Annotated in this window: 8 protein-coding genes and 1 pseudogene; 1 reads left to right on the plus strand and 8 read right to left on the minus strand. The window is 65.2% G+C overall.

All coding sequences use genetic code 11. The features are described 5' to 3' along the window. Window positions 1-8: 8 nt before the first annotated feature. From FBZ87_RS01490 to FBZ87_RS01520, 7 genes are read right to left on the minus strand one after another with little or no spacing between them, the layout of a single operon-like run. Entirely contained in the window at window positions 9-2924 is a 2916-nt protein-coding gene (locus tag FBZ87_RS01490) for a LamG domain-containing protein (RefSeq protein WP_145608593.1), read from the minus strand. Between the two features lie 9 nt (window positions 2925-2933). Next, the gene (locus FBZ87_RS01495; protein WP_145608595.1) at window positions 2934-3479 is read right to left on the minus strand and encodes a hypothetical protein; all 546 of its coding nucleotides are present in this window, start codon (window positions 3477-3479) and stop codon (window positions 2934-2936) included. A 7-nt stretch (window positions 3480-3486) separates the two neighbouring features. Continuing rightward, window positions 3487-3930, minus strand: a complete 444-nt coding sequence (locus FBZ87_RS29455; protein WP_211106810.1) for a phage tail assembly chaperone — start codon at window positions 3928-3930, stop codon at window positions 3487-3489. After that, complete coding sequence (locus FBZ87_RS01505) at window positions 3927-9113, minus strand: phage tail protein (protein ID WP_145608597.1); 5187 nt, start codon at window positions 9111-9113, stop codon at window positions 3927-3929. The genes FBZ87_RS29455 and FBZ87_RS01505 overlap by 4 nt, the downstream gene beginning before the upstream one ends. A 4-nt stretch (window positions 9114-9117) precedes the next feature. Continuing rightward, window positions 9118-9582, minus strand: coding sequence for a C40 family peptidase (locus FBZ87_RS01510; RefSeq protein WP_145608598.1), 465 nt, complete (start codon window positions 9580-9582; stop codon window positions 9118-9120). 21 nt (window positions 9583-9603) lie between these two features. Continuing rightward, window positions 9604-10521 carry a DUF2163 domain-containing protein gene (locus tag FBZ87_RS01515; RefSeq protein ID WP_145608600.1) on the minus strand — a complete coding sequence of 306 codons (918 nt, stop codon included), beginning with the start codon at window positions 10519-10521 and terminating at the stop codon, window positions 9604-9606. Window positions 10522-10525: 4 nt separating this feature from the next. Further along, the gene (locus FBZ87_RS01520; protein ID WP_145608602.1) at window positions 10526-11113 is read right to left on the minus strand and encodes a DUF2460 domain-containing protein; all 588 of its coding nucleotides are present in this window, start codon (window positions 11111-11113) and stop codon (window positions 10526-10528) included. 244 nt (window positions 11114-11357) lie between these two features. Here FBZ87_RS01520 and FBZ87_RS01525 point away from each other — a divergent pair. Further along, a pseudogene (locus FBZ87_RS01525) lies at window positions 11358-12395 on the plus strand (integrase core domain-containing protein). An 851-nt stretch (window positions 12396-13246) separates the two neighbouring features. Here FBZ87_RS01525 and FBZ87_RS01530 read toward each other — a convergent pair. Continuing rightward, window positions 13247-13966 (minus strand): hypothetical protein, encoded by a 720-nt coding sequence (locus FBZ87_RS01530; RefSeq protein ID WP_145608604.1) that lies wholly within the window; start codon window positions 13964-13966, stop codon window positions 13247-13249. Window positions 13967-14011: the final 45 nt, after the last annotated feature.

Raw genomic sequence — 14011 nt, forward strand, 5'->3', positions numbered from 1 at the left:
GCCCTCCTTCAGGCGGCGTAGCGGGTGGCGCCGCTGCGGTTGATGTGGACGAGGGTGGCCCAGGCCAGGCGTTTGCCGGCCACGCCGGTCGCCTGGACGCACACCGTCTGCGAGGCGGTCTCGGCCACCACGGTGACGTCGCAGGTGGTGGTGGCGCTCTCATAGTCGGTGGCCAGCGTCTGGACGGCCGCCACCGTGACGTTGCCATTGGGCAGGCGGTAGACACGGGCCCGGCGCTGATAGCCCATGCGCTCCGTCGGCGTGGCACCATACTCGGTGGCCTCGACATCGACGAACAGCTGCAGCTCATCGCCCTCGGCCACCGGCAGGCGGGCGATCACCGTGGGTGTGGCGTCGGTGGTGGCGACGACGGGGAAGACGACGCGGTTGGCGTCGATGGGCGCCACCGGCACCCGATCCGCCAGGATGCGGTCGCGGAAGGTGATGGCCGGCTGGCTGGCGACGGCCTGGTTGGCCGTGGCGATGACATAGCCGCCCTGGCGCGCGGCGACCGCGCTGTGGTTATCGCTGTTGCTGGTGGTCGCGAGGCCGGTCAGGTGGGCCGTGCGCACCAACCCCTGGAACACCGACGTGCCGTCGCTCTTGGCAGCGTAGAGCGCGCCCGTGTCCGGGTCATGCGCGAGGCCCTGTACGGCGGCGGAGGTACCGCCCAGCACACACTTGGCGCCCGGCTGGAACAGGGGCCGCTCATCCGCGTACATGCGGGCGATCTGTTCAGGCGTGGGCGCCGTGGCGCTGATGCGGATCAGCGCCATGGACATGCCGATGCCGGGATAACTGCCGTCGATCGCGTTACCCACCACCAGGGTGGCCGCCGTATTGGTTACACTCCCCACAGTGCTGGCATTCGCCGCCTCCAGCACGCTGTTGACCCGTAGCTCCAGCGTGCCGGCGCGCCGCACCAGGGTATACAACGTCCAGGGCATGCTGGCGCCCCAGGCATCAGACACGGACGTGACGCTCGCGGTATTGGTGCCATCGCCGACGACAAACACCATCTTGCCGCCGCTGACGATCGCGCGGATCAGCGGGGAGCCGCTGCCGGTATTGCTCTCCCGTCGCAGGAACGAACCGGTATTGCTGACATTCTTGGCCCAGAACGCGACGCTGAAGTCACCGGTGCCAAAATCGAGTGCCGGGTTGTAGGGCTGCAGCAGGTAGTTGCTGGTCGAAAATCCGCCGATGGCCGATAGGTCGGCCGCGGTCGCCACCAGCGCCTTGGTCAGCGTGCCCACCACCCGAAGGCCAATGGCCTTCGCGCTGCGGTCGGGTTCGGCAAGCTGCACGCTACAATTCTTGAATGAGACGGTGTGGCCCGAGACGTTGTCGCAGACCAGGTTGACATAGCTGGTGGTGGTCTTGGCGGTGAATTGCAGCGTGATCCCGGTGGCCGAGGAGGTGGCCACAACTTGCCCCAGGTCGTTGCTGTTGACGGCCGACCCCGCACTGACGATGGCCACGGTCGAGGTTCCCCCGACGCCGTCCACCGTTACCAGGTATGTCTGGCCGGCAACCGTGGCGATGACTTGATATGCAATTCCATTCGATGCCGCGCCATTGGTGATGGTCAGGGTGTTGTTGGCCGCAGCCAACGTCGCGCCCTGATAGGCGATCCAACCGGAAGTCGACGCGAAGGTGCCGTTGGTGACCAACTCGCCGCTCGCCACCACGCTGGCAGTGCTGGTCGACGACAGCGCCAGGCGGCAATCACCCACCATCCACCCCGTATTGAACGCGCCGCCGCCGGCGTAGGGGCCGCCGCTGGCGGTGATCATCGCCAGCATGCCAGCCGCTGGATTTACCGGGTCCTCGTGGTACCGCCAGAGCGCACCGAGGTTGCGCAGCCCACCGTCAATGACACCACCTATACCGGTCGTCTCCGGCCGTTGAATGGCTCCGCCGCCGGACGGCGTGCCCGCCGAGTACTGCAGCCAGGCGGACCGGGCGATGTTCGCATAGGGGATGGGACCATAGTCCACGATGGTGCTATTCGCCGCCAGGATAGCCGCCAGGCGCAGTCCGTCGATGATGGCGCAGGCAAGATATCCACCGCCCGCGGTGATATTGGCCACCTGGCCACTGGGGTGGATGACGCTGATGCCGTTGATGTGGGCGATAACGATGGTTGGCTTGGGCAGGCCGGTTGTCCGGTCGATTGGAGCGCCCGGCACCACGGTCACAGCAACGCTGTTGCATTGCGATGCTCCGATGGCGGGGCCGATTTGAGCGGCGGACGTAGCAGCCGAATTGCGGTCAACAATGCGGGGGTTGGACGGACGGAACTTATAGGCGCTATGTACACCCCAACTGTCATCACGGATGAAGTCGAGGGTGTAGACATCGCCATCCGTGCCGGTGTTGTCACTGCGGTAGAGGCAGCCGTCCCGCGCGGTGACGCTGGTGACGGCGCCATAGCCGTGAAGATAGATACCGAGGTTGAACACCATCCACATGATGGGCGTCGCCTGATCCGCGTCATAGATGGTCATGGTGCTGCCCACCACGACGATCAGCGCCTGCCCCGGGAAGCTCGCCCGGCTGCCCCGAGTGCTGCTGGCGGCTTCGGTCACCCAGCTCTGCCAAGTGCAACGCTTCCGCCAAGCGCCACCATCGCTGTCGCGCGTCGTGTCGTACCAGAACACCGCCGTCGGCGCCCCGGCCTGGATCTGGCCCAGGAAGCTGTTGAGGTTGCTGAGCCCGCTGACCGCCACAGCCGCCGCCTGAGCGGCCTGGGCGGCGGTGGCCGACGACGCGGCGGTGGTCACCGCCGCCTGCGCCGTGGTGGCGCTGGCACCGGCGGCGCTGACGGAAGCGTCCAGCGTGGCCTTGGCCACGTTCACGGCACTGGTCAGCGCGTTGACGCTGGTGGTGAGGCCAGCGACTTGGGTGGCGAGATCGGTCATGGGGGCCCCTTACTTGAAGGCGATGGCGGTGACGTAGCGGGTCTGGCTGTCGGTGAAGGCTGTGGCCATGCTCACCAGCAGCCCGTCGATGCTGTCGGCGGTGGATTGGGCGGCGGTGGCGCTGCCGGCAGCGGCTGTGGCCTGGGTCGCGGCGATGCCCGCCTGCGTGGTGGCCGTTGCAGCGGCGGCCTGGGCCGCCTGGACGTTGACGTAGGCGTTCACCGCCGTGGCCGTCTGCTTGCCCAGCGCCAGGATGGCGCGGTTCACCACCACGTTGGTGTTGCGCAGGCCGTGCGACAGCAAGGGCGCCCCGGTGGAGGGGTCGAAGTCCCGCACGGCCTCATAGGCCGTGTTGGTGTAGGACGCGCCGGGCCAGGGCGTCTCCAGCGTCAGACTGCCGTCCGCCGTCACGGCGACGACGACGCCCACGGGATCGTCCTCGCTGACGGTCAGCAGGGTGCCGGGAGCAAGGTTGGCCAGCCACGCCGTGCCCGTGCCGGTGACCATGGCGCTGCCGTTGGTGAGGGTGATGGTGCCGGTGGTGTATTGGGTCATGGCGGCCTCAGCTGGGGGGCACCGGCCACGCCGGCACGGTGGGGTCGGTGGTGTTCGCGGGCAGGTCGCGCAGCGCCTGGCGATAGGCTGTCCAGGCCGCGCGCTGCGCGTCGGTCATGGCGGCCCAGCGGTCGGGCAGCACCCGGATGTCGCTGGCGGACAGCATCAGGTCGCGCTGGTCTCGCAGTTCCGCCACAGCGCGGGCCCAGGCTGCCGCCGCCAGGTCGGCCTCCTCCCGGGGCGCCAGCGCGCCGTCCACCACCCGGCAGGACCAGATGCCCTCGGCCTCACCGTCGGCGATCTTCAGCCGGCCGATACCATCGGGACCCACCCCCTCCACCAGCAGGCTGTACGGGTTGCGGTGGTGCAGGGCCAGGATGCGGCCAGTGGCGGGATCGTAGTCGACATAGAGATGCACGGCCGCGTCGGCCGGTGCCGGGGCGTCGGTCATCGGAACCACCTCACTTGCACATAGACGTTCCAATACTGGGTTCCGGCGTAGGTGGTGGTCACGCCGTCGGCGCTCGTGTCGGCGGGTCGCCAGCCCTGCAGGGTGTAGGTATAGGTATCCAGGCTGGGGTCGCTGAACGCGTCCATGGTGAACACCCACTGATAGGGTGCGCTGGTCAGCGTGGCGCCAACCGTGGCGGTATCACCGGTGCGCGTGTTGCTGCGCACAACCTGGATCTTCGGACTGCTGGCCGCACCCGCCGTGCCCGGCGTGGCACTGAAACTCACCTTGATGTCACACGGGTTGCCGCGCACCTGGAAAGCGGGAACGGTGGTGATGGTGGTCCACGCGCCCTTGTTTGCCATCGTGATGCTGGAACCATCCTGATAGGCAGACACCGATGCCGTGCCGCTGGCCACGCCGACGCCCAGGTCGTTGCTGTTGAACAGCTCCCGCCCGTTCTGGTCCCAGCTCCAGATGCCGTAATCGCCGCCACGGTAGCCGATCTGCACGCGGTCAGTGCTGCCGTTGGCACTGACATTGATGGATGGGCCGCCACCCAGGTTGCCGTGCAGATCAATGTAGCCGCCCGATCCGGCCCAGACCCTGATGTCCTTGCTGACGATATTTCCACTCGTCAGTTGCCCCACGCCGATGGTCCCGGCGTAGACGATGCCAGCTCCAATAGTGCCGCTGGTCAGGACGTTGGCCGACAGGTTCTGGATGAAGGCGTTGTTGATCACCACCTGGCCGCCGGAGGTGACGAAGAATGGAGACTGCGTCGTGGTGCTGTTGGGTGGCACCAGGGCCAGGGTGTCCGCGCGGATGATAAAGGTGCTGCTGCTGCCGCTGTTGGCCAGCCCGATCCCGGCCACATAGCCGTTGATGTCGGTCTTGAGCACCCATTGGGCGTTCAGACCGTTGACACTGGACTGCAGGGTGGTGATCGACGCGGTGTTGCCGTTCACCGTCGTGGACAGGCTGGTGATGGAGGTGGCGTTGGCGCTGTCTCCATTGGCCCGGGCCGTCATCTCGCTTTGAAGGTCCGCCCGGGTCTTGGGCAGGCCGGTGGCGCTGTCATTCACCTGGGCCGACAGGCTGCTGATGGAGGCCGACAGGGCGTTGTCGGCATTCGCCCGGGCCGTCTGCTCCGTCTGGATGGCGGCAGACGTGGCCAGGGCCTGGCCTTCCTGGGTGTAGACCGTGGCGACGGCGCCGCTTTCCACCTTCACCTGCCGGAAGGCGATGGACGTGCAGTTGCTCAGGCCTTCGGCCACGAACCGGGCCACCATCTGGGTGGTGCCGGTGGGCGCCGTGGCGGTGACGGCATGGGCCGGCCGCGTGCCGGGCGCGCCCAGGCCATGGCTGGTGCCGATGGGTTTTTGCGGACCGTCCAGCAGGACGTTACCGGCCGCATCCTTGAAAACCAGGTCAAAGTAGACTTGGCCAGCCCCGCCCGCGTTCAGGATCATGTGGCTGTCGCCGGTGATGGTGTAAGTCGCGCCAGGCGTGCTGGGCATGGGTGGGCTGCTGGCGGCCACCACCCCCGATGGGTTGGCCAAGTAGCCGATCAAGCCCGCAACGGCCTCCGTCACAGCCGCCATGACGCCCAGCGTCCAACTCCCGATGTCGGGACACAGGTTGGGGTTGGGTCCGACATAGGCCGTCAGGCTGGCGAGCGACGTCGACAAGGCGCTATCGGCGTTGGCCCGGGTGGTCTGCTCCGCCGCCAGGTCCGCGCGCGTCTTCGCCAAGCCGGTGCTGCTGTCGTTCACCTGGGCGGCCAGGGCGCTGGTCGCACTGGCGTTGGCGCTGTCGGCGGTGGCGCGGGTGCTGGCCTCGTTGCTGATGGCGGAGAAGGCCGCCGCCAGGCCGGTGGTGGGGTTGTGCACCTCGCTGGCCAGGGTGGTGATGGACTGGGCGTTGGCGCTGTCGCCGCTGGCCCGGGCGGTCTGCTCCGCCTGGATGGCGGCGCCGTTGCCGTTGATCGCCGCCGTCAGGGTAGTGGTGGTGGTCGCCAGGCTGTTGGCGGTGGTCTGCTGCGCCTGGCTGACGGTGTCGATGTGCGCCTGCAACTGGCTGGCGCTGTCCAGGATGGACTGCGCCCGCGTGGCTGCTTCCAGCTGGATGGCCTGGGCGCGGACCGCCGCCTCGGCCGCCACCTGGGCCGCGACGCTGCCGGCCACGTCGGTACCGCCGGTGACCAGGCCCAGCGTGTTCACCAGGTCCGTCACCAGCTTGTCCTTGCCGATGGTGTTGGCGGCGATCTGGGCCGATGTCACATAGGGCACCAGGAACTGCAAAGGCGCGCTGATGGGGCAACCGGCCGTGCCGAAAGTGTCGAAGGTCTGGCACACGGCGTAATAGGTCTGCCCCGCCGTCAGGCCGGCCACCATTAAGGGCGCGGTGCTGCCGCTGGCCGCCGGTGCCCCGCTGGTATCAACGGTCGCGGTGGCCCCCACCCAGACATTGACCCCGGCGAAGTCCAGCGCGTCCGCACCCGTGGGGGCGATGAAACCGAACAGGGTGCCGGCCGTGGTGGGGAGTGCCGTCAGCTGCACCTGCGCCGGCACGGGGTTGTTGACCGTGAGGGTGGCGGCCTTGCTCTCCCCGCCCAGCTTGTCGCGGATGGTGACGCTGAAGGTCAGGCGGCGGTGCGGGCCGCCGGCGTCCTTCGCGTTCATGCTGTCGAAGAGGTAGAAGTACTCCTCCGTGGTCACCAGGTCGGCGCGCAGCACGGCACCGCTGTCCGGTTCTATGACCGTGACGGCGTAGGCCTGGAAGTAGGGGTTCACGTAGCCGGAGCCGGCGCCATAGGGCTGGTTGCCCAGGCTGGCGCTGGTGGCGGGGAAGTTGCCCTGCCACACCAGATGGATGTCCCGGCCCACGAACTCGGTATCCAGGCCCTGGCCGTACAGCTCCAGGTGGGTGACGCTGGCGCCGCCCAGCACACCGCCCACCGCGATGCTGACGGCGGGCCCCCAGGTGGAGCGCACGTCGGTGCCGATGCTGCTGGCCGCCTGCACCGTGTAGGTCACCGCCTGGGTCACGGGCATCAGCAGGGTGTCGGTCGATCCGGCCGGCACCTTGACCTGCTGCCAGTCGGTGACGCCGCCACTAACCGCCACGCCCCAGCGCAGCACGGTGTCGGTCGCCATGCCGGCATTGGCCGGCGTCCAACGGGCGCGGATGCCCAGCTGCACCGTGCCGTCGGCCAGGAAGGCGTTCTCCACCGCCAGGGTCAGGCCCGTGGGGGCCGGCAGCACGCCCACCGCGCCAACCGGGTTGTAGAGATACGCATTCGCCTCCGCCAGGCTGCGCTCCGCCGCCTGGAAGATGTTGAAGCTGGTCAGCTTGATGTACAGCGTCTGGCCGATGTAGGCGGCGGGCAGGTCATACTTGAACACGGCCTCGTCCAGCCGCAGGAAGGGCGTGCCGGCCGGGTAGTCAACGGCTACGGTGCCATAAAGGCCACGGTTCAGGTCACAGAGATGGTAGGCGGCACTACCGGTCAGCGTGGCCGGGCCGTAGGCAAGCATCTCCGCCCCCACCAGGCTGAGCGTGCGCCCGGCGGCGGCATCGTCGGCGCTGCCACCCGCCAGCTTCAGGCGATTGGTGGCCAGGCTGATGTAGGCATCCGCCGCCCCCGCCGTCAGGGCCTGGCCCAGGGTGCCCAGCCGCGCCGGCGCCGTGATCTGGCCCACCCGCTGATAGGTCAGGTCGTCGACCGACACCCAGACGGAGCAGCCACCCCAGTTGGGCGACAGGCCACAGGCACCGATCCACACCTGCTGCACGCCGCCGGATAGGCCAGGCGATGGTTCGAAGATCACCGGGTCGGCCAGGTCGCCGGGATCGACGCCAGTGTTCAGCGGCGTGTTGCTGGTCACCGGCGTGGGGTACAGCGTGGCCGTGCCGATGCCGGCCGGCAGCTCCTCCACCGTGAAGGTCAACAGGCCCTCCTCATCCTCATCGATCTGGATGATGCGGACGGGGAACTTGGCCAGGCCCAGGGCGGTGTCGGTCAGGGTGACGATGTCGCCCGGCTCCAGCAGGGCGAAGGTCCAAGCCAGCTTGAACTGGTAGGTGTTGCGGACGTAGAGCTGGCGCTGAAGAATCAGGGTGGCGATGGCAGACGCGGTGGTGGCATCGCAGATCTCATGGGCCTGCACGGGGTCACCAGTGCGCAGGCCATAGGCGTCGATGGCCGCCAGGTCGCGCACCTCCGCCGTGGCCGTCTGGTAGGAGTTGGCGCGGTCCTTGAACTCCAGCTTGGCGGTGTTGGTGGCGTCGGCCGGGTCGGTGCGGCTGAGCGTCACCGGGTCATCGCCCGTACCGGCGATGAAGTCGTCATCGGTCAGGTCATAGACGGGCGTCAGGTCGGGCGTGAAGGTGACACCGTTGCCGGTCAGCGGCTGGTCGCCCAGGGGCAGCGCCCGCACCTGGTCGCCGGACCAATAGATCAGGGTGTTGGTCAGCTGGGCCCAGCGGTTGACGACGTCACTGGCGGCCTCCTGCTGCGCCAGCAAGGGTGACATCAGCAGGCCGGCGGCGGCGCAATAGCTGCGCCAGGCGCCGAGGTCACCGATGCGGTCGGCGGGCAGGCCCACGCCATAGCGCTCATTAGTCAGGAAATCGACCAGGATGTCGGCGGGGTTGGCGTCGAAGGCGCTGGGGCCGGTGCGGGGCACGGCATTCGACTGCACTTCGAAATTATGGTTGGGCAGGCTGGCGCTGCTGCCCAGGTCATAGGAGGGTGAGGCCACATAGGCGGTATGCGGGTAGGACAGCGCCTGGTCCGTATGATTGGTGTACAGCGAGGCGAAGGGCGCCTGGTCGGCGGCGCCGGTGAACAGGGTCAGGTTCAGCTTGGCGAGGCTGGTGTCGGTCTTGTCCGCCCACACGCGGCCGATGGTGTTGACCACGCCCTCGCACAGGCCCATGGCCACGGCGCAGCTGTAGACCTGGGTGGTGGACTGCGCCCCGCCGCCCTTGCCGCCGCCAGTGTCGCTGGCCACGGCCTTGGAGGTGAAGTCGTTGTACCAGAACAGGTTGGGGGCGGCGCGCTGGGTGCCCCACAGCAGGGGAATGGGTAGGCCGGCGGCGCTGGTCTGCACCTGCAGCCCGGTGTAACTGGGTTTGGTGTCGGCATTGGTCTTGCCGCCGCCGAATAAGCCGGACATGGCATCAACCCCACAGGCTGTAGAAGATCAGGGGACGGTCGAGGAAAGGCAGTTGGCGCAGGTCGCCCACCACGCAGCGGCCGTCACGGGCATAGGCGTGGACCAGCTCGAAGCGTCCCGTCATGATGGCGCCGTGGCTGAAGCACCGGCCGAAGCGGGCCAGCACCACGTCGCCCGCCTGGGGCAGTCGCACCGCCGGATCGAAGGGCCGGCCGAAGCGCCCGGTCCAATCGACATAGCGCTCGTCCGAGCGGTGCAGATGCCAGTCGGGCGGATAGGGGCGCGGATCGAAGGGTGGCAGCACGCCCGTGTCCACGAACACGCGGACCAGCAGCATGGAGCAATCGACACCCGCCCCCTTCATGTCGGCCAGTTGGTGATAGGGCGTGCCCACCCAGGTCAGGGCCTCCCCCGCGACCGAAGCGCGCGCGGCCACCTCCCCAGCGACGCGGCTTGCGTCGTCGATCATGGTCATCTCCGGGAAATGGGATCAGGCTGCGGTTTCGGCGGCCGGGATGTAGGGGAAGGCGCGAAGGTTGGCCAGGTTGTTGAACCGGGCCTTGCAGGTGGTGGCGGTATGGTCGCAGCCATAGGTGATGGTGAACGGATCGCCCACGGCCGGCGCATGCGGCAGGGGATAGGCCAGCCCCATGTTGCCGCCGCTGACCACCTTGATGGCCCGCACCACCCCGGCGTTGAGGCCACCGGTGAAGCTGATGGCGCCCTGGACGAAGCCCTGGGGATCGACCGCAGCACCGACCCCGTCGGGGGCCAGGGCGGAAAGCGGCGTCGCTGGCACGATGGTGCCGACAATCGACCCCTGGCCCACGCTGTTGCTCCAGCTATAGCGGGAGCGCAGCAGGGAGCAGCCGCTGTCGTACAGGGTGTGCAGACAGTTGGCCTGGTAGAGGTTGCGCGGCATCTGCTGGTCCAGCAGCACCAGGTCGCCCTTAACCGTCAGCGTCGCACGCGCCCGGCCGGCTTGGGCGGTGGACACACGGCCCTCGAACAGCAGGATGGTGCCGAAGGCGGCGGTGCTGGCGCTGGGCATCAGCGCCCGCTCCAGCCGGATGCGGGCGCCGTCGAAGCCGCCGTTGTTGACGAAGGCGTTGACCGGCACGTCGCCCAGCAGCTCACTGGCGGCGCTGTCGATGGTGATCTCCATCTGCGGCACCTCCAGCTGGGCCTTGGCCGACCAGGTGGTCCGGGCGATGCGGGGGCCGGTGGCCAGCCAGGTGTTGCTGCCGTAGCTGACGGCCCGGTCGGTGCTGGTCCAGCGCCAGACCGTGCCGGTGGGGGCGCTGGGGTTGCCGACCTGGGCCGTCAGGGTGACGGTGAACAGGTCAGCCGACCACAGGTTGGGCGTGGTGCGCAGCCATTGGATGAAGGCGGTGTCGGTGGAGCGCATGGCGTCAGGCCCTCACGCTGATCAGGTTGACCTGCTTCGCCTGCCACAGCTGGGCGGCGAACTTCTCGAACTCCAGGCCGTCATCCTTGAAGCGGCACAGGAACGCGTATTGGAAGTCGGCGGAGATAACCGTGCCGGCGCCGGGTGCGCTGGCGAAGGTCAGGACGTTGCCGGCGACGCTGTAGCCGGAGGTCTGGCGGGCGCCGTTGACATAGACCGTCACGCCGCCGATGACGCCGCCCACGGGCTCGACATAGCCGCCGAAGGTGCGGACCAGGGTGAAGCTGGCGGCGGCACCGTCCCCCACGGCGATGGTCTGAGCCGTTGCTTGGCCGTCATCCGGATCCTGGAACAGGAACGGCATGAATGCGCCCTGCATCTGCAAATAGAAGCCCAGCAGCTGCTTCAGCTCGTTGGCCGCCGCCGTGTCCCGCAAGAAGTCATAGCTGAGCTGGAATTCCCAGAGGGGCGCCGACCACATGGCCATGCGGGTCTCACGGCCAGACGCCGCTGTGGCAATCTTGGTGGAAAGCGTCGGTTTCTTGGTGACGGAATAGCCCAGGCCCGCCAGGGTCGGATAGATCGCGGTCATGGCACAGCCTCGTTCAATATTTTCGATCTTAGATCGCTCGCAGAAACCTGAATTGCCAGGTTCGGAATGATTTTCTGTGCTGAGAGAGTAATGACCTGACAGTTCCGGCCACACCGGCCCCCCGCGGGGGCCGGTGTGGCCATGCCACCTCTGGTGGGTTTGATGGAGTTGCGAGCAACATCACCCCAGGAACCGGAGAGCGACATGACCTACGGCACAGAAGGTAGAACGCCGTAAGCAGAGCCTGCTTGAACTTGCGTCCGACCTCGGCAACGTCAGCAAGGCCTGCAAGGTAATGGGCTACAGCCGACAGTAATTTTATGAGATCCGCCGGAACTACCAGACCTTTGGCGCCGACGGCCTGATCGACCGTCCGCCCGGCCCGCGCGGCCCCCATCCCAACCGCGTGTCGGCGGAGGTGGAAACGGCGGTGCTGGACCATGCCCTGGCCCATCCCTGCCACGGCCCCCTGCGGGTCGCCCAGGAACTGGCGATGCGGAACATCCAGGTATCATCCGGCGGCGTGCGTGGCGTGTGGCAGCGCCACAACCTGCTGACCAAGCACGACCGCTTGCTGCACCTTGAGAAGAGCACGGCGGAGCGCAAGCTGACCCTGTAGGACGAGCAAATCCGCCTGCTGGAACGCTTCAGCCCGGAGTTCCGGGAACGGCACATCGAGGCGCCCCACACCGGCGCCCTGGTGGCCGTGGACACCTTCTTCGTCGGCGTCCTCAAGGGTGTGGGCAAGGTCTACCTGCAGACCGCCATCGACTGCCACAGCCGTCATACCTGGGCCAGGCTCTACGCCAACAAATTGCCGTTGATCGCCGTCCAGACCCTGAACGACGACGTGCTGCCCACCTTCGAGGCCGAAGGCGCCACCGTCGAGGCTGTGCTGAACGACAACGGCCGAGAGTTCTGTGGCCGCGAGGATCAGCACCCCTATGAACTGTTCCTCCAGTTGGAACGCATCGAGCACAAGCGGACCAAGTCAAACGCCGGCAATCCAACGGCATTGTCGAGCGACTGCACCGCACGCTGCTCGACGAGCACTTCCGCGTCGAAGGCCGCCGCACCTGGTTCGACACCATCGAAGACCCGAAGGGCAGCGCGGAGCAGCAAGATGCAGGTCGTGCTCGACCAGTACCTGATCATCTACAATACCAAGCGGCCCCACCAGGGACGCGGCATGAAGGGCACAACACCCCTCCAGGCCTTCCGCGACGGCATCCCCAAACCACAGAACGAGGCGCCCGAAGCCAACCTCAAACCCGCCGCCTGATGACCTCACCCGAAGTGGCGACTGTCAGGGGATAACCGTCTCTGTACAGATCTTCTCTATTTTACAAATGTATTTGTTTATAAATGACCGCCAGTTTCCTATATATAAAACCCTGCGCCGTTATTTCGACGTTTTATATATTCTGCCTAATAATCTTCATTTATTACAAATTTATCATCCTCAAATTTAATGCTTGCCCCGCATATCTTTTGCGAAGCGCCATAATTAGCATAATTCTTAAGTATATTGTAGTATACGAACTTATTAAATTCGATATCTGACAAATTTGGGCACGCCGTTATGAAGACTGGATAAAATATCCTATACAAGCGATAATTTCCAATTTGATCTGGAGAGCTAACGCCTTTAAGAAAGGTCGTAAGATTTCTAAGATCAATAATGACACTATCAACGTATCTATATTCGGAATCATCCGTAGCCAGCGTAACACCAAAAGTATCAAGATATGGTCTGTCGTTCACAGACGCATTTATGTAAATGGTGGTCTTAGGCCGTATTCTGGTACCGCGGGCGACAGGATCATCGCCTAAGAGGGACTGGCCTTGCGATCGCGTAAATGTCAAATCTATAAACATCGTCGTGCCAAGACTGGCTATGCATTGTACAGCTGGCAAATTTATACAACCTGGCCGTTCCCTGCCAGTGCGTATTGCGTCTTGATGCTGGAGCAGAGCAAGCCTTTGCGGGTCTCTAGTTAAGGCTGATTCGGCAAGAACATCTCCAGAACCGGAGGGCTGCATTATAGCGGAGGATTGTTCCGACCGAGCTGGCGCGAAAAAGGCAGCCGAAATCAACAAAGTTATTATGAAAATAACTTTCTTTATTCTCATTTACTTATTCCCCGCTCGTTTTATTACTATATACTCATCGACCTCAGAAAGTGGACGTCGGTGTTTCTCGGCCCAATATCTTTCCTCCCGGTTCATTTTTATTTTGCGCACATCAACTTCTTTGTGCACCTCATATCCGCAAAAACCCCCATGGACATGATCTGCAGAGCGATTTGTACTAGAACCTACATTATACGAATCAAATGCATCCAAGTATAAAAACTCATAAAGCTTTTTGCGATCAAGGCCAGGACAGGCTCGAGCAAAAATCAACCGAAAAAGGTCATAAATCTGATAACGATCGAATTCCTCTTCCGTCCTCGCCCCAAACAGCCGCACCTGAGCGTCAATCATCATGATTCTTATACTTTGGACATTCCGTTCTGCCCCCCCATCGACAACGAGGGAAACTCCATAATTTGTGCCCTTGGCGGGTCCACTGTGCGTTGAGAAACCGTTGGTGAGAACGTCCATCTCAATCGACGATGCCAAACCCGGCCGCCCCGTCAAGTCAGGCGGGGTGTCCCCAAACAGGGTTTGCTCCGGTCGGGGGAACATTCGGACACGCGCAACCGTCGCCAAACTTGCTAGGCAACGTGCCGCCGGCACGTCCATACAGGCCATCATCTCTTGACCCGACCGGATCAACCCTTGATGACGACGGACCTCCGACAACTGGGCGTCCTGGGGCTTGATCTCCTCAGGCTCGGCATAGACCATCTGCGCATCCCGCAGCTGCAAGCCGGTCGGAGCCTGGCGCGGGGG

Source organism: Nitrospirillum amazonense, from assembly GCF_007828035.1.
In the GTDB taxonomy this organism is placed as follows: Bacteria; Pseudomonadota; Alphaproteobacteria; order Azospirillales; family Azospirillaceae; genus Nitrospirillum; species Nitrospirillum amazonense.